The sequence below is a fragment of the Pseudomonas fluorescens genome, from assembly GCF_902497895.1.
Classification (GTDB): Bacteria; Pseudomonadota; Gammaproteobacteria; order Pseudomonadales; family Pseudomonadaceae; genus Aquipseudomonas; species Aquipseudomonas fluorescens_BP.
In genome coordinates, this window is sequence record NZ_CABVHQ010000018.1 from 1 (window position 1) to 20,850 (window position 20,850).

Below are 20,850 nucleotides of genomic sequence, written 5' to 3' on the forward strand. Positions count from 1 at the left end.
GGTGCCCGGGCACTGGCCGCCGCCGGCCGGCCGCTGGGGCGTGCAGCGGTGATCGGCGAGCCGACCGGGCTCAAGCCGATCAGGATGCACAAAGGGATAATGATGGAGCGCATCGATATTCTCGGGCAGAGCGGCCACTCATCGGATCCCCGCCTGGGTCATAGCGCGCTGGAAGCCATGCACGATGCCATGGGGGAATTGCGCGGCTTGCGTCTGGCATGGCAGCGCGAGTACCGCAATCCGCAGTTCAGCGTGCCGCAGCCGACCCTGAACTTTGGTTGCATCCACGGTGGCGACAACCCGAACCGGATTTGCGGCCAGTGCTCGCTGGAATTCGACCTGCGACCCCTGCCGGGCATGGACCCGAACGTCTTGCGTGCAGCGATCCGGCAGAAGCTCGAGCCTATCGCCGAGTGGCATAAGGTGAAGATTGATTACGCGCCGTTGTTCCCCGAAGTGCCGCCTTTCGAGCAAGCCGAGGACTGCGAATTGGTCCGCGTCGCCGAGAGACTCACTGGCCATCTCGCCGAAGCAGTAGCGTTTGGCACCGAAGCGCCTTATCTTCAGCGCCTTGGCTGCGAGACTGTGGTGCTTGGCCCGGGCGACATCGCCTGCGCGCACCAGCCAGGGGAATACCTTGAAATGTCACGCTTGCAGCCTACCGTGCATCTACTGCGTCAACTGATTGAACATTATTGCCTGACACCGGCCTGACCTCAGTTAAATCGCCGATGATCAAGCCCGTATCTATAAGGAGAGCTCGCGTGCCGCCTAGCCTGTTCCGACGATAACCAACAGCCCGCTGTGCGTTTTCTGTGTTGTCCCTTTTTTGGCTGCTTCTTATTACAGGTTCAGGTTATGCCCGAATACGTCACTTGGCTTCGTCATGCATCTCCCTACATCAATGCCCACCGCGATTGTACCTTTGTCGTCATGCTGCCGGGCGATGGGGTCGAGCATCCGAATTTCGGCAATATCGTCCACGACCTGGTGTTGTTGCACAGTCTGGGCGTACGGTTGGTTCTGGTGCATGGATCGCGCCCGCAAATTGAAACCCGCCTCACGGCTCGCGGCCTGACCCCGCATTACCACCATGGCCTGCGCATCACCGATGCGGCGACCCTGGAGTGCGTCATTGATGCGGTCGGCCAACTGCGGATCGCCATTGAAGCGCGTCTGTCGATGGATATGGCCGCGTCGCCGATGCAGGGCTCGCGCCTGCGGGTGGCCGGCGGCAACCTGGTGACTGCGCGGCCGATCGGCGTACTGGAAGGCGTCGACTATCACCACACCGGCGAAGTCCGCCGGGTCGACCGCAAGGGCATCAACCGGCTGCTGGACGAGCGTTCGATCGTGCTCCTGTCGCCGTTGGGTTACTCGCCGACCGGGGAGATTTTCAACCTGGCCTGCGAAGACGTCGCGACCCGCGCCGCTATCGACCTGGGTGCCGACAAGCTGCTGCTGTTCGGCGCGGATCTCGGCCTGATCGACGAAAACGGCAAGCTGGTGCGCGAGCTGCGGCCGCAACAGGTTCCCGCGCATTTGCAGCGCCTGGGTGGCAACTATCAGGCGGAATTGCTCGATGCCGCTGCCGAAGCCTGTCGTGGCGGGGTCGGCCGCAGCCATATCGTCAGTTACGTCGAAGATGGCGCATTGCTGACTGAACTCTTCACCCGCGACGGTGGCGGTACCCTGGTCGCCCAAGAGCAGTTCGAACTGGTCCGTGAAGCGGCCATTGAAGACGTCGGCGGATTGCTGGATCTGATCAGCCCGCTGGAAGAGCAGGGCATTTTGGTTCGGCGTTCCCGCGAAGTGCTGGAGCGTGAGATCGAGCAGTTCAGCGTGGTCGAGCGCGAAGGGATGATCATTGCCTGTGCGGCGCTGTATCAGATTGCCGATTCGGATGCCGGCGAGCTGGCCTGCCTGGCGGTGAACCCGGAATATCGGCATGGCGGTCGTGGTGATGAATTGCTGGAACGGATCGAAACCCGCGCCCGGGCGCAGGGCCTGAAAACCTTGTTCGTACTGACCACGCGAACCGCGCACTGGTTCCGCGAGCGCGGCTTCGTACCCAGCAGCGTTGAACGCCTGCCATCGGCCCGGGCTTCGCTGTACAACTATCAGCGTAACTCGAAGATCTTCGAAAAGGCGCTATGACCGCTGATAATTGATTAACGACAAACTTCCTGATCACCTACGGCGATAACCTGAAGCACGGCCGCAATGTCTCAGCTGCTTGAGTCATTGGACGGTTTGCCGAGGGTTGTCGCCGTTCTTGTTATGCCTTTATCGTATTAAAATTTACAAAATAATTCTTTTTAGATTTATGAAAAATTCATTACCCTGCACGAATCCATCACGCGGTTAGACCATGGCCGTAGACACACTTGGTTACGATTGACTTCCCAGTCACGGTCTGGCGCTAATCGCGCACCTACGGATCCAGGGCGTTCGACTCAGGACCTAAGTACAGAAGAATTAGAAAACGAGAGGAGCGAAACAATGAACAAGTCCATGTTGGCCCTGGCTGTGGCCGTGGGGGTGCTGGCACAGCAAGCAGGTGCCGCCGGTTTTGTTGAAGACAGCAAGGCTAACTTGAAGCTGCGCAACTTCTACATCAACAATGACAACCGTGATTCGAATACCCCTGCAAACGCGAACTATCAAGAAGAGTGGGGCCAAGGCTTCCAGCTCGACTTCGCATCGGGTTTCACCCAAGGTACTGTGGGCTTTGGTGTCGATGCGATCGGCCTGTTGGGTGTTCGGCTGGATTCGGGCAAAGGTCGCCATGGCAACCCAACCAGCTCAGCTTACGGCGGTTCGGTATTCCCGACTGACAGCGATGGCCGCGCCGTCAATGATTTCTCCAGCGTTGGCCTGACCGCCAAGGCTAAAGTCTCCAAGACCGAATTGCGCTACGGCACCCTGATGCCGAAACTGCCGGTCATTTCCTATAACGATGGTCGTCTGTTGCCGCAGACCTTTGAAGGTGGCCAGGTCACCTCGAACGAGATCAAGGACCTGACCCTGATCGGCGGCCAGATCGAGCATGTAAAAGGTCGTAACTCCAGCAACAACGAAGAGATGTCTATTGGCGGTGCGAACAACCCACAAACGGGTAAGTTCAGCAATAAATTCCTCTACGCGGGCGCTGATTACAAAGTCACCAAAGACCTGTTGCTGCAGTACTACTACGGCAACCTGGATCAGTTCTACAAACAGCACTTCCTGGGTCTGGTTCATAACTGGGCAATCGGCCCGGGTGTCCTGAAAACCGACCTGCGCTATTTCAACAGTCGGGACGACGGCGCCAACGGCCACGATCCTGCCTATTTCAGCGCTGGTAACTACTCGGGTGTGGCGAGCGGTAAAGGTAAAGTCGACAACAACCTGTACAGCGGCCTGCTCCTGTACACCGTTGTCGGTCACACATTTGGGGGCGGTTATCAGGTCAGCAATGGCAGCAGTGACTTCCCTTGGTTGAACCAGGGCGACGGTTCGTCCAACTACACCATCACCGACTCGCAGATTCAGAAGTTCGGTCGTGCAGGTGAACGTACCTGGCAAGCTCGCTACTCCTATGACTTTGCCAAGGTCGGCCTGCCAGGTGCAACCGCGGGTGTTGTTTACCTGCGCGGCGACGATATCGACACGGTAAACGGCGCTGGTGGCGTTGCAGGTTCTGGCCGTTCCGAGTGGGAACGCGACCTGACCCTGGCCTACGTCGTACCGGACGGTTCGTTGAAAGGTCTGGGGGTCATGTGGAAAAACGCCGTATGGCGCAACGACATTCCGGGCCAGCGCGACCAGGACGAAAACCGTCTGATCGTCAGCTATTCGATCCCGTTGTTGTAATACCTGTGTAAACCCCGTCCGGCGCAATGCCGGGCGGGGTTCTTTCAAATCAGGCTCCCCTTCAGCTCTCCTCGGATCAGCGCCTTCATCACCTTATCCAGTCCGATCTGAAGGCTCATCTTCACGTGTCTGTGTACGCGGAAAAAATGTTTTTTATATGCTATTTAGATATAAATAAATCGATATTAATTCTTTTTAGATAGTCCTCGGTGCAGGCAGAGTAGGCTGCACAAGCACACACCAGGAGCACTATCATGAGCCTCAGACTGGGCGACATCGCCCCCGACTTCGAACAGGATTCCAGCGCCGGCAAGATCCATTTTCATGAATGGCTTGGCGATAGCTGGGGCGTGCTGTTTTCCCATCCGGCGGACTTCACCCCGGTGTGCACCACGGAGCTCGGTTTTACCGCCAGGCTCAAGGACGAATTCACCCAGCGCGGGGTCAAGGCCATTGCCCTGTCAGTCGATCCGGTGGACTCGCACCACAAGTGGATCGAAGACATCAACGAAACCCAGAACACCCTCGTCAACTTCCCGATCCTCGCCGACGCGGATCGCAAGGTCTGCGACCTCTACGACCTGATCCACCCGAATGCCAGCGACACCCTGACCGTGCGTTCACTGTTTGTCATCGACCCGAACAAGAAGGTGCGCCTGACCATTACCTATCCGGCCAGTACCGGGCGCAACTTCCATGAAATCCTGCGGGTGATCGATTCGCTGCAGCTCACCGACAACTACAAGGTGGCGACGCCAGGCAACTGGCAGGACGGTGATGAGGTGGTGATCGTGCCATCGCTCCAGGATCCGGAAGAGCTCAAGCAGCGCTTCCCCCAAGGCTATCGCGCGGTGAAGCCGTATCTGCGACTGACGCCGCAGCCGAATCGTTAAAGTCAAAAGATCGCAGCCTGCGGCAGCTCCTACAGGATCGCGCCGTGTGCAAATCCCGTAGGAGCTGCCGCAGGCTGCGATCTTTTCAAGGTATCCACAAAGCAAGGGTTTTTCAGGCCGTTCCGACGGCCTTTTTTTACGCCTGGAGAAATACTCACTTCTTATGTGTTTAAGAAATAAGTAAATGAATAAATAAGATTTATAGATATATAAAACGCCTGTTAAGGTCTGTTCATCCCAGCGAGATCGCAGACAGCGAATCGCCAACAACCCAAGGAATTATCTGCATGCTGGTCGTCTCACTCGGTGGAAGTCCCAGCCAGCGCTCTCGTTCCGGGGTGCTGCTGGAATACTCCAAACGTTGGTTGCAGCAGCAGGGCGTAGAAGTGGTGAGTTATCAGGTACGGGACTTCCCGGCCGAGGATTTGCTCCATGCGCGCTTTGACAGTCCGATGGTGATCGACCTGCTGCAACAGATTGAAAACGCCGATGGTCTGCTGATCGCCACTCCGGTCTACAAAGCGTCGTTCTCCGGCGCACTGAAGACCGTGCTCGATCTGCTGCCGGAACGCGCGCTGAGCCACAAGGTGGTGCTGCCCTTGGCCACTGGCGGCAGCATCGCCCACATGCTGGCGGTGGATTACGCGCTCAAGCCGGTGCTTTCGGCGCTCAAGGCCCAGGAGATGCTTCAGGGGATTTTCGCCGAGGACAGCCAGATTGCCTACGGGGAAGGCAGCGCCCAGGCGCAGCTGGTGCCGATCCTCGAACGACGTTTGAACGAGGCACTGGAGCAGCTCTACAGCGCCATGGTGCGGCGGCCAAAGCCGATTGATCCGAATCTGTTGAACGAACGTTTATTGAGTGCTCGCTGGAGCATTTAAGCCCTATCTGAATCTGGAAGTACTCACCTTACTCAGCCGCTAACGGCCAAGCAGGTGCAGCCAAAAACCCAACAGCAAAAGGAGAGCGCTATGCGCACTGTCATTTTGCGTCGTGGTCTGGTCGCTCTGTTTGCTGCGGCTGTGTCCTTCGGCGTTGTTACTCAAGCTCAGGCCGAAAGTCTGCGCATCGGTTATCAGAAATACGGCACCCTGGTGCTGCTCAAGGCCAAGGGCACGCTGGAAAAGCGCCTGGCAGAGCAGGGCGTAAAGGTGCAGTGGACTGAATTTCCCGGCGGCCCGCAATTGCTCGAAGGGCTGAACGTCGGCTCCATCGACTTCGGCGTGACCGGTGAAACCCCGCCGGTGTTCGCTCAAGCGGCCGGTGCCGATCTGCTCTACGTGGCCTACGAGCCGCCGGCGCCGACCAGCGAGGCGATCCTCGTGCCAAAAGACTCGCTGATCAAATCGGTGCACGACCTCAAGGGCAAGAAGGTCGTCCTCAACAAAGGTTCCAACGTTCACTACCTGTTGGTTCGCACCCTCGAAGACGCCGGCCTCAAATACAGCGATATCCAGACGGTATTTCTGCCACCGGCCGATGCCCGCGCCGCATTCGAGCGCGGCAGTGTCGATGCCTGGGTGATCTGGGATCCGTACCAGGCGGCCGCCGAGCAGCAACTGCAAGCACGCACCCTGCGTGACGGCAGCGGCATCGTCGACAACCATCAGTTCTACCTGGCCACCCGGCCTTACGCCGAGAAACACCCGCAAATAATCAAGACGCTGGTGGAAGAAGTGCGTGCCGTCGGCGAATGGTCCAAAGCCAATCCTGAAGACGTGACCCAACAGGTTTCGCCGCTGCTCGGCTTGCCTGCGGATATCACCCTGACTGCGGTGAAACGCCAGGGTTATGGCGCGCTGTTCCTCACGCCGGAAGTGGTCGCCGCTCAGCAGAAAATCGCCGACAGCTTTTACCAGCTCAAGCTGATCCCCAAACCGCTGACCATCAAAGACGTGATCTGGACGCCACCGGCGACCGTTGCCAAAGCGCCGTAATTGGAATTCCCAAGGAGACAACTCCATGAGCCTGAGCATTTTCCGGTCCCTGACCCATCCTCCTCGACCCTGCGTCCCGGAACTGAGGCACGGCCATGAAGAGTAATAAATTTATCCAAAGCCTCGCACCCTGGGCCTTGCCGGTGTTGCTGCTGGCGGTGTGGCAGTTGTCGGTGTCGGCGGGCTGGTTGTCGACGCGGATTCTGCCGGCACCGAGTGCGGTGATCGAGGCTGGAGTCAGCCTGGTGCGCAGCGGTGAAATCTGGACTCACCTGGCAATCAGCGGCTGGCGCGCGGCAACCGGCTTCTTGATCGGCGGCAGTATCGGTCTGGCCCTGGGCTTTATCACCGGCTTGTCGAAATGGGGCGAACGCTTGCTCGACAGTTCGGTGCAGATGATTCGCAACGTGCCGCATCTGGCGCTGATTCCGCTGGTGATTCTGTGGTTCGGCATTGATGAGTCGGCGAAGATTTTTCTGGTGGCCCTGGGCACCTTGTTCCCGATCTACCTCAATACCTATCACGGCATTCGCAATGTCGACCCGGCGCTGGTGGAAATGGCTCGCAGTTATGGTTTGTCCGGCTTCGGCCTGTTTCGTCAGGTGATTCTGCCGGGAGCGCTGCCTTCGATTCTGGTGGGAGTGCGCTTCGCGCTGGGCTTTATGTGGCTGACCTTGATCGTCGCCGAAACCATCTCCGCCAGCTCCGGTATCGGCTACCTGGCGATGAATGCCCGGGAGTTTTTGCAGACTGACGTGGTGGTGCTGGCGATCCTGTTGTACGCGGTGCTCGGCAAGTTGGCCGACCTCGCGGCCCGCGGTCTGGAGCGGGTCTGGTTGCGTTGGCATCCGGCTTACCAGGTTGCCAAGGGAGGTGCCGCATGACTGCTCAAGAACAACCGTCTCGTCTGCTGCGCGGGATTCCACTGGCAGTACGCAAGCTGCAAAAGACCTTTGGCTCGCGGCAAGTGCTGCGCGAGATTGATCTGCATATTCCGGCTGGTCAGTTCGTCGCCGTGGTCGGCCGTAGTGGTTGCGGAAAAAGCACCCTGCTGCGCTTGCTCGCCGGTCTCGACAAGCCCACCGGCGGCGAGCTGCGTGCAGGTTCGGCAGCCCTGAGTGAAGCGCTTGAAGACACGCGTCTGATGTTTCAGGAAGCGCGGTTGCTGCCCTGGAATAAAGTCATCGACAACGTAGGGCTCGGGCTCAAGGGCGACTGGCGGCCAAAAGCACTGGAGGCACTGGAGGCGGTCGCCCTGGCGGATCGCGCCAATGAATGGCCGGCAGCCTTGTCCGGTGGGCAGAAGCAGCGTGTGGCGCTAGCCCGTGCGTTGATTCATCAACCTCGGTTGTTGTTGCTCGACGAACCGCTGGGGGCCCTGGATGCCCTGACTCGAATCGAGATGCAGCAATTGATCGAGCGCCTTTGGCAGCAACACGGATTCACCGTGCTGCTGGTGACCCATGACGTCAGTGAAGCCGTGGCGATTGCCGACCGGGTGATTCTGATCGAGGACGGTGAAGTCGGCCTCGACCTGCTGGTGGAGCTGCCGCGCCCTCGGGTTCGCGGTTCTCATCGGCTGGCGGCGCTGGAAACTGAAGTCCTTAACCGTGTGTTGTCGCTGCCTGGTTCGCCACCCGAGCCGGAACCCGTTTCACCCTTGCCCACGCAACTGCGTTGGGCTCAATAACTGCGCTGCAGAAAATCTCTTAGCCAAACAGGAATACCGCACATGACTATCAAAGCCATCAACGTCCGCAACCAGTTCAAAGGCACCATCAAGGAAATCGTATTAGGCGATGTACTGTCGGAAATCGACGTGCAGACGGCTTCTGGCGTGGTGACTTCGGTAATTACCACGCGCTCGGTCAAGGAGCTGGAGCTGGTAGTCGGCAGCGAAGTGATTGCCTTCGTGAAATCCACCGAGGTATCGATCGCCAAATTGTAGGTCGTGCGCTACAAGCGGCCCCGAACGGCTTGAGCCCTTCGGGGTTTTTTTGCGGGTGTTTGTCCGTGAATCGGCAGTGCGGCCATCGCGAGCAAGCTCGCTCGCACATTTGATCTTCAGTGAACACAGATTCTGTATGCGACAGAAATCCACTGTGGGAGCGACGGTGCGGCGATCCGACTTGCTCGCGATGAGGCCAGTGAAGCCAGCAAAGAAATCAGGCTGGAATAGCGCGTTTGGGCAGATAAGGCGGCAGATACAGCCCCAGATAGGCATCGAATACCCGCATGCCTTCCTCGGCCATGCGCGGGGTGATTTGCCCGTGCTGTTGCACTGAACGGGCGTAGACGCGATCGCCCAGCTCCATGGCCAAGGCGAACACATCGACATCCTTGGGCAGCGCCGGCAGCTGGAAATGCTGATCGAACAGTTTGTGCATCAAATCGCCCAGCTCGATGTCGTGCTGACGGTCGGCCTGGGTGACCTCGGTCAAGCCGTGCTGCGCCAGAATCAATTGGCGGGCGGCGGCGTCTTCGCTGTAGATGCTCAGCATGCGTTGCTCCACCAGCCGCGACAGGTCGCGCCAACCGTTGAGCGAGGCCGCTTCGATGGGCGCTTGCAGGCACGCGCGAAAGGCTGCGTGGACATCCGCGGTCAGGGCTTCGAGCAGGGCCGGGACGCTGGCAAAGAAGTGATAGACCGACGACGGCGGGATCTGCGCGCGTTCCGCCACACTATAGATCGACAGGCTGGCCACGCCCTCGGCGGCAAGCAGCGTGCGGGCGGCGTCGAGTATCGAGTCGATCCGGGCCTGGCTGCGTGCGCGGGGTTTGCGGATGGTGGCGGGGCGCGTCATTGAAGTCTCCTGCGGGGCAGCGGGCATTGTACGAGCAGGGTTCTGTGTTGTCTTCCCGGCCGCCATCGCGAGCAAGCCCGCTCCCACAGGGGATTTGTGTCGGATCACAAGATTGCGGGCTGCCACAAAACCTGTGGGAGCGGGCTTGCTCGCGATGAATCCAACTCGGTCCAACTGAATGAAGCCATAAAAAAACGCCGCAAGCTGTGAAGCCAACGGCGTTATTTTTACTGCAACCGCTTACACGGTATGCAGGTACCAGTTGTACTCGAGGTCGGAGATGGAGTGTTCGAACTCCTCCAGCTCGCTTTCCTTACAGGCGACGAAGATATCGATGTATTTCGGGTCGATGTACTTGGCCATGACTTCGCTGTCGTCCAGCTCGCGCAGGGCATCTCGCAGGTTGTTCGGCAGGCTCTGCTCGTTCTGCTCGTAGGAGTTGCCTTCTACGGGCGCGCCAGGCTCGATCTTGTTGGTCAGACCGTGGTGCACGCCGGCCAGAACCGAAGCCATCAGCAGGTACGGGTTGGCGTCAGCGCCGGCAACCCGGTGCTCCAGACGGACCGCGTCGGTAGAGCCGGTCGGCACGCGCACCGCAACGGTACGGTTGTCCAGACCCCAGCACGGGGCATTCGGCACGTAGAACTGTGCGCCGAAACGACGGTAGGAGTTGACGTTCGGGCAGAGGAAAGCCATCTGCGCCGGTAGGGTCTCGAGCACACCGCCGATCGCGTGACGCAGTGCGGCGTTCTGCTCGGGATCCTCACTGGCAAAGATATTCTTGCCGTCTTTATCAAGGATCGAGATGTGCACGTGCAGACCATTACCCGCCTGGCCTGGGTAAGGCTTGGCCATGAAGGTGGTGTCCATCTCATGGTCGTAGGCGATGTTTTTGATCAGCCGCTTGAGCAGTACCGCGTAATCGCAGGCTTTGATCGGGTCGGCAACGTGGTGCAGGTTCACTTCGAACTGCGCTGGAGCACTTTCCTTGACGATGGCGTCAGCCGGGATGCCTTGCTCTTTCGCACCTTCCAGAATGTCCTGGAGGCAATCGACGTATTCGTCGAGGTCGTCGATCAGGTAGACCTGGGTCGAATGCGGGCGTTTGCCGGAGATCGGCGAGCGCGGAGGTTGTGGCCGGCCATTCACGTTCTCCTGGTCGATCAGGTAGAACTCCAGTTCGAATGCGGCGCAGATGGTCAGGCCCATCTCGTCAAACTTGGTAACAACTTGGCGCAGGACTTCGCGCGGATCGGCGAAGAAAGGTTCACCTTCGATTTCGTGCATGGTCATTAACAGTTGCGCAGTGGGGCGCTTCTGCCAAGGTTCATTGCACAGGGTGTCAGGGATTGGATAGCAGATTCGGTCAGCATCACCGATGTCCAGGCCCAGGCCGGTGCTTTCCACCGTCGAACCATTGATATCCAGAGCAAATAGAGAGGCCGGCAGGTTGATGCCTTTCTCGTAAACCTTGTGGAGACTGGTGCGTTCAATGCGCTTGCCGCGCACCACACCATTCATATCCGCAATCAGAAGGTCAACGTACAGAACCTCAGGATGTTCCTTAAGGAACGCGTTCGCTTCGTTAAGCTGAACGGCACGCGGGGGTACCGACATGATGCAACACCTTTGTTGTTAAAAATATCAATCATTGAATTCTCGAGAAACCAGTCAACCCGAACGGCATGCCGAAGTCAAGTAAGGCCTTTTTTGCCCTGAAAAAGCGCTACAAGGGCATTTTTGGGGCAATTTAAACGTGGTTTTATGCATTCCGGGCCTTTGGTATTCACAGGCTTGAGCGGGCCGTGTTGTATTTTTTACGGGGGTGTTGTGTAAAAAAATGAACAAGGCTAAGCTCGATTCAAACCCATAACAGCAATAATACCGGGGTGCTACATGTCTCGCCTGCCGTTAATCGGCGTCACCGCCTGCTCCAGGCAGATCGGTTTGCATGCTTATCACATCAGTGGCGATAAGTACGTCCGCGCAGTCGCTGTTGCTGCAAAGGGCTTGCCATTGATTCTTCCGTCTCTGGCGGAACGGCTCGATCCGACCGATATTCTTGACGGTCTGGACGGCATCCTGTTTACCAGCTCTCCTTCAAACGTCGAACCCTTCCACTATAGCGGACCTGCCAGCACTCCGGGGACTGCTCATGATCCTGCATGCGATCGCGCCACCCTCCCGTTGATTCGCGCCGCTGTTGCGGCGGGCGCTCCGGTGCTCGGGATTTGTCGCGGTTTTCAGGAAATAAATGTGGCGTTCGGCGGGCCATTCCAGGCATTTGGCGATGCCTGTCGAAAGCGCGCAACCCAACGCGACGCGGATGCGTCAACCAGCGCCTGACTCCAACGAGTCAGGAAACCCAGCCCAGAGGCATTTATGAGTAACAACCTCGACCAGCTCACCGATTGGTTGAAAGACCATAAGATCACAGAAGTCGAATGCATGATTGGCGACCTTACCGGGATTACCCGCGGCAAGATCTCGCCGACCAACAAGTTCATCGCCGAGAAAGGCATGCGCCTGCCCGAAAGTGTGCTGTTGCAGACAGTGACGGGCGACTATGTCGAAGACGACATCTATTACGAACTCCTCGATCCGGCAGACATCGACATGATCTGCCGTCCCGATCAGAACGCGGTATTTCTCGTACCCTGGGCCATCGAGCCTACGGCCCAGGTGATTCACGACACCTACGACAAACAGGGCAACCCGATCGAGCTGTCGCCGCGCAACGTGCTCAAGAAGGTTCTGAAACTCTATGCCGACAGAGGCTGGCAGCCGATCGTGGCGCCAGAAATGGAGTTCTACCTGACCAAGCGTTGCGAAGACCCGGACTTCCCGTTGCAGCCGCCGATTGGCCGCTCCGGTCGCCCGGAAACCGGTCGCCAGTCCTTCTCTATAGAAGCAGCCAACGAATTCGACCCGTTGTTCGAAGACGTCTACGACTGGTGCGAACTGCAGGAGCTGGATCTCGACACGCTGATCCACGAAGACGGCACGGCGCAGATGGAAATCAACTTCCGTCACGGTGACGCCCTGTCCCTGGCCGACCAGATTCTGGTGTTCAAGCGCACCATGCGCGAAGCGGCGCTCAAGCATAACGTTGCCGCGACGTTCATGGCCAAGCCGATGACCGGTGAGCCGGGCAGTGCCATGCATTTGCACCAGAGCATCATCGACATCGAGACCGGTAAAAACGTCTTCTCCAATGAAGACGGGAGCATGAGCGAGCTGTTCCTGCACCACATCGGCGGCTTGCAGAAGTTCATCCCCGAGTTGCTGCCGCTGTTCGCACCGAACGTCAACTCGTTCCGCCGCTTCCTGCCGGACACCTCGGCGCCGGTGAACGTGGAGTGGGGCGAGGAGAACCGTACCGTCGGCCTGCGCGTGCCGGATGCCGGTCCGCAGAACCGTCGGGTGGAAAACCGCCTGCCGGGTGCCGATGCCAATCCGTACCTGGCCATCGCCGCGAGCCTGCTCTGCGGCTACATCGGCATGGTCGAGGGGATCGAAGCCAGCGCACCGGTAGTCGGGCGTGGTTACGAGCGACGCAATCTGCGTCTGCCATTAACCATCGAAGATGCACTGGAGCGCATGGAACGCAGCACCACCATCGAGAAATACCTGGGCAAGAAATTCATTACTGGCTACGTCGCGGTCAAGCGGGCCGAGCATGAAAACTTCAAGCGCGTCATCAGTTCGTGGGAGCGGGAGTTCCTGCTGTTCGCCGTCTGATGCGCCGGGCGCTGCTGTTCCTTGCGGCGCCCACTATTGGAATCTTGGGAGAATTCGTATGACCAGCAACAACCCGCAAACCCGTGAATGGCAAGCCCTGAGCAATGATCACCACCTGGCCCCTTTCAGCGACTTCAAGCAGCTGAAAGAGAAAGGCCCGCGGATCATCACCAATGCCAAAGGCGTGTACCTCTGGGACAGCGAAGGCAACAAGATCCTCGACGGCATGGCCGGCCTCTGGTGCGTGGCCATCGGTTACGGTCGCGACGAGTTGGCCGATGCCGCCAGCAAACAGATGCGTGAATTGCCTTATTACAACCTGTTCTTCCAGACCGCTCACCCGCCGGTGCTGGAATTGGCCAAGGCCATCGCCGACATCGCACCGCAAGGCATGAACCATGTGTTCTTCACCGGTTCCGGCTCCGAAGGCAACGACACCATGCTACGTATGGTCCGCCACTATTGGGCGATCAAGGGCCAGCCGAACAAAAAAGTCATCATCAGCCGCATCAACGGCTACCACGGTTCGACCGTCGCCGGTGCAAGCCTGGGCGGCATGACCTACATGCACGAACAGGGCGACTTGCCGATCCCGGGCATCGTGCACATTGCGCAGCCGTACTGGTTCGGCGAAGGCGGCGACATGAGCCCGGAAGAATTCGGGATCTGGGCGGCCGACCAACTGGAGAAAAAGATTCTCGAAATCGGCGTCGACAATGTCGGGGCCTTTATTGCCGAGCCGATCCAGGGAGCGGGTGGGGTGATCGTGCCGCCGGAAAGCTACTGGCCGCGCATCAAGGAAATCCTCGCCAAGTACGACATCCTGTTTGTCGCCGATGAGGTGATCTGTGGTTTCGGTCGTACCGGTGAGTGGTTCGGTTCCGATTTCTACGACCTCAAGCCGGACATGATGACCATCGCCAAAGGCCTGACCTCCGGTTACATCCCTATGGGCGGCCTGATCGTGCGTGACGAAGTGGTCGAGGTGCTCAATGAAGGTGGCGATTTCAACCACGGCTTCACCTACTCCGGGCACCCGGTAGCGGCTGCGGTCGCCCTGGAAAACATCCGCATTCTGCGCGACGAGAAAATTGTCGAGCGCGTCCATGCAGAAACGGCACCTTACTTGCAAAAGCGTCTACGGGAACTGAACGATCACCCCTTGGTGGGGGAAGTTCGTGGAGTCGGTCTGTTGGGTGCCATCGAGTTGGTTCAGGACAAGGCCACCCGTGCGCGGTATGTCGGGAAAGGCGTCGGCATGATCTGCCGGCAATTCTGCTTTGACAACGGCCTGATCATGCGCGCCGTGGGCGACACCATGATCATTGCTCCGCCACTGGTGATCAGCCATGCCGAGATCGACGAGCTGGTGACCAAGGCTCGCAAGTGTCTGGACCTGACCTTGAGTGCATTGCAAGGCTAAGTGCTAGGCTCTGAGCGGGGGTGCAACATTGCACCTTCGCTCGGAGCAATAACAAAGGATAGGGTCTTTCCTTGAAAGCCTGCCTTGGATCTTGCCAGACTACCCACAGTTCTAGTTGCCCGGGAATCGGCCGCTGGCTCTTGGTTAACAAGAACGTGGTTAAAAAGAATAATTGGAGCATGACGCATGAAGGCATTAGGTTTAAAGATCGCTGGCAAGACCCTCCTTGCCTTGTCGCTGATGGGAGTGATGGCTGGGGCTGCCCAGGCTGATGACAAGGTACTGCGCGTATACAACTGGTCCGATTACATCGCGCCAGACACCGTCAAGAAGTTCGAGGCCGAGTCGGGGATCAAGGTGGTCTACGACGTTTTCGACAGTAACGAGACCCTTGAAGCCAAGTTGCTGGCAGGCAAGTCCGGTTACGACATCGTCGTACCGTCCAACAACTTCCTCGCCAAACAGATTAAAGCCGGGGTTTACCAGAAGCTGGACAAGTCCAAGCTGCCTAACTGGAAAAACCTCAACCAGGACTTGCTCAAAGCGGTATCGGTGAGCGATCCGGGCAACGAACACGCTTTCCCTTACATGTGGGGCTCGATCGGTATTGGCTTTAACGCCGACAAGGTCAAAGCTGCACTGGGTGCCGATGCGCCAACCAACTCCTGGGATCTGCTATTCAAACCTGAAAACGCCGCCAAGTTGAAGTCATGCGGTATCAGTTTCCTTGATTCGCCCACCGAGATGATTCCGGTGGCGTTGCACTACCTGGGCTATCCAACCGACAGCCAGGACAAGAAACAACTGGCTGAAGCCGAAGCGCTGTTCCTGAAAATCCGTCCTTCGGTGGGCTACTTTCACTCGTCCAAGTACATCTCCGACCTTGCAAACGGCAACATCTGCGTAGCCGTTGGTTACTCGGGCGACATCTACCAGGCCAAGGCTCGTGCAGAAGAAGCCGGTGGCAAAGTCAAAGTCAGCTACAACATTCCGAAAGAAGGTGCCGGCAGCTTCTTCGACATGGTCGCTATCCCCAAGGATGCGGAAAACGTCGAGGGCGCCTACAAGTTCATGACCTTCCTGATGAAACCGGAAATTATGGCCGAAATCACTAACGCCGTGCGTTTCCCGAACGGTAACGCGGCTGCCACCGCATTGGTCGATAAAGAAATCACCAGCGATCCGGGCATCTATCCGCCAGCAGAAGTCATGGCCAAGCTGTATGCCATCGCCGATTTGCCGGCCGCTACCCAGCGGATCCTGACCCGCAGCTGGACCAAGATCAAATCGGGTAAATAAGCCTGTTTGAAGCAATGCCTGTAGCCGCCGACCCTCGCGCGGCGGCTACAGGAATAATTAAGTGACAGAAAGTTTTGCGGGAACGGTTTATCGAGGGTAAGTTGCGCGCCGGTTTTGTTGCCTGGCAGCCAAGGCTGTCATGTAACGCGGGCACAACTGCGGCCCAACTATTCAGAGGACCTCAACTTGCCTATTTCTTTGTTTCGCAACGCTATGCTGATCGGTGCCGGCCTGACTCTGGCAGTCGGTGTTCACGCGGCACCTACCGTGCATATTTATAACTGGTCGGATTACATAGGTGAGACCACCCTGGCCGACTTCGAAAAAGCCACGGGCATCAAACCGGTGTATGACGTGTTCGATTCCAACGAAACCCTGGAAGGCAAGTTGCTCGCCGGGCGCACCGGTTATGACGTGGTCGTGCCGTCCAACCACTTCCTGGGCAAGCAGATCAAGGCCGGGGCCTTCCAGAAGCTCGACAAGTCGAAACTGTCGAACTATTCGAACCTCGACCCGGTGCTGCTCAAGCGCCTGGAGAAGAACGATCCGGGTAACCAATACGCGGTGCCTTACCTGTGGGGCACTAACGGCATCGGTTACAACGTCGAGAAGGTCAAGGCGGTACTGGGTGTCGACAAGATCGATTCCTGGGCGATGCTCTTCGAGCCCGAGAACATCAAGAAGCTTTCCAGCTGCGGCGTCTCGTTTCTCGATTCCGCCGATGAAATGCTGCCGGCGGTGCTGAACTACATGGGTCTGAACCCTAACAGCGAGAACCCGGAAGACTACAAAAAGGCCGAAGCCAAGCTGATGGCGGTGCGGCCTTATGTGACCTACTTCCACTCCTCCAAGTACATCTCGGACCTGGCCAACGGTGACATCTGCGTCGCCGCCGGTTTCTCCGGCGATATCTTCCAGGCCAAGGCGCGTGCGGCCGAGGCTGGCAAGGGCGTCGACATTGCCTACGTGATTCCCAAGGAAGGCGGCAATCTGTGGTTCGATCTGTTGGCGATTCCCAAGGACGCCAGCAACGTCAAGGAAGCCCACGCCTTTATCAACTATTTGCTGAAACCTGAGGTGATCGCTCAGGTCAGTGATTATGTCGGCTACGCCAACCCTAACCCCGGGTCGGACAAGCTGATGGAAGAGTCGATACGCAACGACGAAGCGGTTTATCCACCGCAATCTGTCCTCGACAAGACCTATGTGTCTACCGAGTTACCGCCCAAGGTGATGCGTTTAATGACCCGCAGCTGGACCAAGGTCAAGTCGGGTAAATAGCTTCAATGGCTCAAACTATCCAAGGTTCGCCTGCATTGGGCGAACTGCAAATTCTGTTGGGAGTTTCGTAAATGGCAGTTGCCTCCGGCGCCTATAAGAAAGCCCTCGAGGGCGACCAGTCACCTAAGCAGGTGTTGGTCAAAATCGACCGGGTCACGAAAAAGTTCGACGAGACGATTGCTGTGGACGATGTGTCCCTGGAAATCAAGAAAGGCGAAATCTTCGCCCTGCTCGGCGGTTCGGGATCGGGCAAATCCACCTTGCTGCGGATGCTAGCAGGCTTTGAGCGGCCTACGGAGGGGCGCATTTTCCTTGATGGTGTCGACATCACCGACATGCCGCCCTACGAGCGGCCGATCAACATGATGTTCCAGTCCTACGCTTTGTTCCCGCACATGACGGTGGCGCAGAACATCGCCTTCGGTCTCAAGCAGGACAAGATTCCGTCGTCTGAAGTCGATGCTCGCGTAGCCGAGATGCTCAAGCTGGTACAGATGAGCCAGTACGCCAAGCGCAAGCCACATCAGTTGTCCGGCGGTCAGCGCCAGCGAGTGGCGCTGGCACGCTCCCTGGCCAAGCGGCCGAAGCTGTTGCTGCTCGACGAGCCGATGGGCGCTCTGGACAAGAAGCTGCGCTCGCAAATGCAGCTTGAGCTGGTCGAGATCATCGAGCGGGTCGGCGTAACCTGCGTGATGGTGACCCACGACCAGGAAGAGGCCATGACCATGGCCGAACGCATTGCGATCATGCACCTGGGCTGGATTGCCCAGATCGGCAGTCCGATCGACATCTACGAAACCCCGACCAGTCGCCTGGTCTGCGAATTCATCGGTAACGTCAACATCTTCGAAGGTGAAGTGGTGGACGATGCCGAGGGCCATGCACTGATTACCTGCAAGGATCTGGATCGCAACATCTACGTGGGTCACGGCATCAGCACCTCGGTGCAAGACAAGTCGGTCACCTACGCGATTCGTCCGGAAAAACTGCTGGTCACCTCGCAAATGCCGACTTGCGAAAACAATTGGTCGAGCGGCAAGGTGCATGACATCGCCTACCTGGGCGGGCACTCAGTGTTCTACGTCGAATTGCCGAGCGGGAAGTTGGTGCAGTCCTTCGTGGCCAACGCCGAGCGCCGCGGCACACGGCCGACCTGGGGCGATCAGGTGTATGTGTATTGGGAAGATGACAGCGGCGTGGTACTTCGCTCATGAACATGAAAAAATTCAAGCGCCGGCTACAGCGAATAACACCCGGTGGCCGCCAGTTGGTCATCGGGGTCCCGTTCCTCTGGCTGTTCCTGTTCTTCATGCTGCCGTTCTTCATCGTGCTGAAGATCAGCTTCGCTGAAGCTGACGTAGCCATTCCGCCGTACACCGAGATCTACAGCTACGTCGAGCAGAAGATCCAGCTGCTGCTCAACCTCAGCAACTACGTGATGCTGAGCGAAGACGAGTTGTACATCGCCGCTTACCTCGGTTCGCTGAAGATGGCGTTGGTCAGCACGGTCCTCTGCCTGCTGATCGGTTATCCAATGGCCTATGCCATTGCCACCGCGCGCAAGGAAATGCAGACCGTACTGATTCTGCTGATCATGATGCCGACCTGGACCGCGATCCTGATCCGTGTGTATGCGTGGATGGGCATCCTCAGCAACAACGGCCTGCTCAACGGCTTCCTGATGACGATGGGCTGGATCGACGAGCCGCTGCAGATCCTCAACACCAACCTGGCGGTCTATATCGGCGTGGTTTATTCCTACCTGCCGTTCATGATCCTTCCGCTGTATGCCAACCTGGTGAAGCACGACAACAGTTTGCTGGAAGCCGCTTCCGACCTGGGTTCGAGCACCTTCAACAGTTTCTGGAAAATCACCATCCCGCTGTCCAAGAACGGCATCATCGCAGGCTGCATGCTGGTGTTCATTCCGGTAGTGGGCGAGTTCGTGATCCCGGAACTGCTCGGTGGTCCGGAAACCCTGATGATCGGTAAAGTGCTCTGGCAAGAATTCTTCAACAACCGTGACTGGCCGGTGGCGTCCGCCTTGGCCGTGGTGATGCTGGCGATCCTGATTGTGCCGATCATCCTGTTCAACCGCAGTCAGGCTAAAGAAATGGAGGGCAAAGAATGAAGCGCTTCAGTTTTTCAAGCCTGATGCTGGTACTCGGCCTGCTGTTCATCTATCTGCCGATGCTGATCCTGGTGATCTACTCGTTCAACGCCTCGAAGCTGGTGACGGTCTGGGGTGGCTGGTCGATCAAGTGGTATGTCGGTCTGCTGGACAACACCCAGCTGATGGGCTCGGTGGTGCGCTCGCTGGAAATCGCCTGCTACACGGCGGTCGCCGCGGTGATCCTGGGGACGCTGGCGGCGTTCGTGCTGACCCGCATCACTCACTTCAAGGGCCGCACGCTGTTCGGTGGCCTGGTCACCGCGCCGTTGGTGATGCCTGAAGTAATCACCGGTCTGTCGCTGTTGCTGCTGTTCGTGGCCATGGCGCAGATGATCGGCTGGCCGCAGGAGCGCGGCATTATCACCATCTGGATCGCCCACACTACCTTCTGCGCGGCTTATGTGGCGGTGGTGGTCTCGGCGCGCTTGCGTGAACTGGACCTGTCCATCGAAGAAGCGGCCATGGACCTCGGTGCCCGGCCGTGGAAGGTGTTCTTTTTGATCACCATCCCGATGATCGCGCCTTCGCTGGGCGCGGGCGGCATGATGTCCTTCGCCCTGTCGCTGGATGACCTGGTACTGGCGAGCTTCGTCTCCGGGCCGGGTTCAACCACCCTGCCGATGGAGGTGTTCTCCGCCGTGCGCCTGGGGGTGAAACCGGAGATCAACGCGGTGGCCAGCCTGATCCTGCTGGCGGTATCGCTGATGACCTTCCTGGTCTGGTACTTCAGCCGCCGTGCCGAAGAACACCGCAAGCGCGCGATCCAGCAAGCCATTGACGAAAGCGCTGCCGACTCCTGGAAACAACCGGATATACGCCGCGCCCCGGCGCCGGCTTCGGTTTAACGACCCGATACCAAAAAAACCTCGCTCTCTGTACTGGGCGAGGTTTTTTTATGCGCTCGCGAACCCTTGTGGCGAGGGGGCTTGCCCCCGCTGGAGTGCGCAGCACTCCCAAAACATGCGAATGCGGTATGTCTGAAATGATGCGGTTACAGGTTTTGGGGCTGCTACGCAGCCCAACGGGGGCAAGCCCCCTCGCCACAGGATCGAGGTCAGCTCATCAGTATTGTTTAGCTCAAGCAGCCCAAGGGGATTGGCGGATGACTTCGACGAAGTTCATCGGCTTGAACCCCGGCTCCTGATCCACCAGCACATCGGTCTTCACATTGCCGAAGGTAGTCTGCGGGCGATGGCGCAAGCCATTGGCAAAGGCGCAGATGATGCACTCCTTGAACCCCTCTCCCCGTGGATGCGCATGCACCACCGCTTCAGGCTGCACGCTGGAAAACGCTGCGTAGTCCATCCCCAGCAGGCTTGGGGTGACGCCGCAGCAGTTTCGGATGAATTTTTCGGCGATGGATTGAGTGGCGGCGGGAGGATTTAGAGGTTTGATGCCTGACAGCCAAAGATCGCAGCCTACGGCAGCTCCTACAGAGGCATAG

At 58.1% G+C, this 20,850-nt stretch carries 18 protein-coding genes and 2 pseudogenes; 17 read left to right on the forward strand and 3 right to left on the reverse strand.

Translation table 11 applies throughout. From position 1 onward, the window contains the following. The 9 genes from F8N21_RS11410 to F8N21_RS11450 all read left to right on the forward strand — a co-directional run. Nucleotides 1-714: M20/M25/M40 family metallo-hydrolase (locus tag F8N21_RS11410; protein WP_150642232.1), on the forward strand; the 714-nt coding region annotated here is incomplete at its 5' end. Nucleotides 715-858: 144 nt separating this feature from the next. After that, nucleotides 859-2,157, forward strand: a complete 1,299-nt coding sequence (gene argA, locus F8N21_RS11415; protein ID WP_150642233.1) for an amino-acid N-acetyltransferase — start codon at nt 859-861, stop codon at nt 2,155-2,157. 345 nt (nt 2,158-2,502) lie between these two features. Further along, on the forward strand, nt 2,503-3,855 hold the full coding sequence (locus F8N21_RS11420; protein WP_150642234.1) for an OprD family porin: 1,353 nt from the start codon (nt 2,503-2,505) through the stop codon (nt 3,853-3,855). A gap of 254 nt (nt 3,856-4,109) precedes the next feature. After that, nucleotides 4,110-4,748, forward strand: coding sequence for a peroxiredoxin (locus tag F8N21_RS11425; protein ID WP_150642235.1), 639 nt, complete (start codon nt 4,110-4,112; stop codon nt 4,746-4,748). Nucleotides 4,749-5,035: 287 nt separating this feature from the next. Beyond that, nucleotides 5,036-5,629, forward strand: coding sequence for an NADPH-dependent FMN reductase (ssuE, locus tag F8N21_RS11430; RefSeq protein ID WP_150642236.1), 594 nt, complete (start codon nt 5,036-5,038; stop codon nt 5,627-5,629). Nucleotides 5,630-5,719: 90 nt separating this feature from the next. Beyond that, a complete protein-coding gene (locus F8N21_RS11435; protein WP_150642237.1) occupies nt 5,720-6,685 on the forward strand; it encodes a sulfonate ABC transporter substrate-binding protein in 966 nt (321 codons plus the stop codon). Nucleotides 6,686-6,780: 95 nt separating this feature from the next. Beyond that, nucleotides 6,781-7,569: an aliphatic sulfonate ABC transporter permease SsuC gene (gene ssuC, locus F8N21_RS11440; protein WP_150642238.1), complete on the forward strand. Its 789-nt coding sequence runs from the start codon at nt 6,781-6,783 to the stop codon at nt 7,567-7,569. Continuing rightward, the gene (gene ssuB, locus F8N21_RS11445) at nt 7,566-8,375 is read left to right on the forward strand and encodes an aliphatic sulfonates ABC transporter ATP-binding protein (RefSeq protein ID WP_150642239.1); all 810 of its coding nucleotides are present in this window, start codon (nt 7,566-7,568) and stop codon (nt 8,373-8,375) included. Before ssuC ends, ssuB begins: the two co-directional genes overlap by 4 nt. 42 nt (nt 8,376-8,417) lie before the next feature. Next, nucleotides 8,418-8,633, forward strand: coding sequence for a TOBE domain-containing protein (locus tag F8N21_RS11450; protein WP_150642240.1), 216 nt, complete (start codon nt 8,418-8,420; stop codon nt 8,631-8,633). Between the two features lie 217 nt (nt 8,634-8,850). Here F8N21_RS11450 and F8N21_RS11455 read toward each other — a convergent pair whose 3' ends face one another. Continuing rightward, entirely contained in the window at nt 8,851-9,489 is a 639-nt protein-coding gene (locus F8N21_RS11455) for a TetR/AcrR family transcriptional regulator (RefSeq protein ID WP_150642241.1), read from the reverse strand. A 240-nt stretch (nt 9,490-9,729) separates the two neighbouring features. Further along, the gene (locus F8N21_RS11460) at nt 9,730-11,106 is read right to left on the reverse strand and encodes a glutamine synthetase family protein (protein ID WP_150642242.1); all 1,377 of its coding nucleotides are present in this window, start codon (nt 11,104-11,106) and stop codon (nt 9,730-9,732) included. Nucleotides 11,107-11,385: 279 nt separating this feature from the next. Here F8N21_RS11460 and F8N21_RS11465 point away from each other — a divergent pair. From F8N21_RS11465 to F8N21_RS11500, 8 genes and pseudogenes are all read left to right on the forward strand, one after another. After that, a pseudogene (locus F8N21_RS11465) lies at nt 11,386-11,760 on the forward strand (gamma-glutamyl-gamma-aminobutyrate hydrolase family protein); the annotation flags it as partial. Nucleotides 11,761-11,871: 111 nt separating this feature from the next. Further along, a complete protein-coding gene (locus tag F8N21_RS11470; RefSeq protein ID WP_150642244.1) occupies nt 11,872-13,230 on the forward strand; it encodes a glutamine synthetase family protein in 1,359 nt (452 codons plus the stop codon). Nucleotides 13,231-13,288: 58 nt separating this feature from the next. After that, nucleotides 13,289-14,653: an aspartate aminotransferase family protein gene (locus F8N21_RS11475; protein ID WP_150642245.1), complete on the forward strand. Its 1,365-nt coding sequence runs from the start codon at nt 13,289-13,291 to the stop codon at nt 14,651-14,653. Between the two features lie 186 nt (nt 14,654-14,839). Then, complete coding sequence (locus F8N21_RS11480) at nt 14,840-15,952, forward strand: polyamine ABC transporter substrate-binding protein (protein WP_150642246.1); 1,113 nt, start codon at nt 14,840-14,842, stop codon at nt 15,950-15,952. Nucleotides 15,953-16,138: 186 nt separating this feature from the next. Beyond that, a complete protein-coding gene (locus F8N21_RS11485; protein WP_150642247.1) occupies nt 16,139-17,233 on the forward strand; it encodes a polyamine ABC transporter substrate-binding protein in 1,095 nt (364 codons plus the stop codon). 71 nt (nt 17,234-17,304) lie between these two features. Next, nucleotides 17,305-18,447: an ABC transporter ATP-binding protein gene (locus tag F8N21_RS11490; RefSeq protein ID WP_150642248.1), complete on the forward strand. Its 1,143-nt coding sequence runs from the start codon at nt 17,305-17,307 to the stop codon at nt 18,445-18,447. Continuing rightward, on the forward strand, nt 18,444-19,364 hold the full coding sequence (locus F8N21_RS11495; protein WP_150642249.1) for an ABC transporter permease subunit: 921 nt from the start codon (nt 18,444-18,446) through the stop codon (nt 19,362-19,364). The genes F8N21_RS11490 and F8N21_RS11495 overlap by 4 nt, the downstream gene beginning before the upstream one ends. Then, nucleotides 19,361-20,251, forward strand: coding sequence for an ABC transporter permease subunit (locus tag F8N21_RS11500; RefSeq protein ID WP_150642250.1), 891 nt, complete (start codon nt 19,361-19,363; stop codon nt 20,249-20,251). Before F8N21_RS11495 ends, F8N21_RS11500 begins: the two co-directional genes overlap by 4 nt. A gap of 232 nt (nt 20,252-20,483) precedes the next feature. Here the strand turns inward: F8N21_RS11500 and F8N21_RS11505 are convergent. Continuing rightward, nucleotides 20,484-20,726: pseudogene (locus F8N21_RS11505) on the reverse strand (phosphohydrolase); the annotation flags it as partial. Nucleotides 20,727-20,850 lie beyond the last annotated feature (124 nt).

Coding starts and splice junctions, on each gene's coding strand:
- argA (WP_150642233.1), top strand. CDS start 859: ATGCCCGAATACGTCACTTGGCTTCGTCATGCATCTCCCTACATCAAT.
- F8N21_RS11420 (WP_150642234.1), top strand. CDS start 2,503: ATGAACAAGTCCATGTTGGCCCTGGCTGTGGCCGTGGGGGTGCTGGCA.
- F8N21_RS11425 (WP_150642235.1), top strand. CDS start 4,110: ATGAGCCTCAGACTGGGCGACATCGCCCCCGACTTCGAACAGGATTCC.
- ssuE (WP_150642236.1), top strand. CDS start 5,036: ATGCTGGTCGTCTCACTCGGTGGAAGTCCCAGCCAGCGCTCTCGTTCC.
- F8N21_RS11435 (WP_150642237.1), top strand. CDS start 5,720: ATGCGCACTGTCATTTTGCGTCGTGGTCTGGTCGCTCTGTTTGCTGCG.
- ssuC (WP_150642238.1), top strand. CDS start 6,781: ATGAAGAGTAATAAATTTATCCAAAGCCTCGCACCCTGGGCCTTGCCG.
- ssuB (WP_150642239.1), top strand. CDS start 7,566: ATGACTGCTCAAGAACAACCGTCTCGTCTGCTGCGCGGGATTCCACTG.
- F8N21_RS11450 (WP_150642240.1), top strand. CDS start 8,418: ATGACTATCAAAGCCATCAACGTCCGCAACCAGTTCAAAGGCACCATC.
- F8N21_RS11455 (WP_150642241.1), bottom strand. CDS start 9,489: ATGACGCGCCCCGCCACCATCCGCAAACCCCGCGCACGCAGCCAGGCC.
- F8N21_RS11460 (WP_150642242.1), bottom strand. CDS start 11,106: ATGTCGGTACCCCCGCGTGCCGTTCAGCTTAACGAAGCGAACGCGTTC.
- F8N21_RS11470 (WP_150642244.1), top strand. CDS start 11,872: ATGAGTAACAACCTCGACCAGCTCACCGATTGGTTGAAAGACCATAAG.
- F8N21_RS11475 (WP_150642245.1), top strand. CDS start 13,289: ATGACCAGCAACAACCCGCAAACCCGTGAATGGCAAGCCCTGAGCAAT.
- F8N21_RS11480 (WP_150642246.1), top strand. CDS start 14,840: ATGAAGGCATTAGGTTTAAAGATCGCTGGCAAGACCCTCCTTGCCTTG.
- F8N21_RS11490 (WP_150642248.1), top strand. CDS start 17,305: ATGGCAGTTGCCTCCGGCGCCTATAAGAAAGCCCTCGAGGGCGACCAG.
- F8N21_RS11495 (WP_150642249.1), top strand. CDS start 18,444: ATGAACATGAAAAAATTCAAGCGCCGGCTACAGCGAATAACACCCGGT.
- F8N21_RS11500 (WP_150642250.1), top strand. CDS start 19,361: ATGAAGCGCTTCAGTTTTTCAAGCCTGATGCTGGTACTCGGCCTGCTG.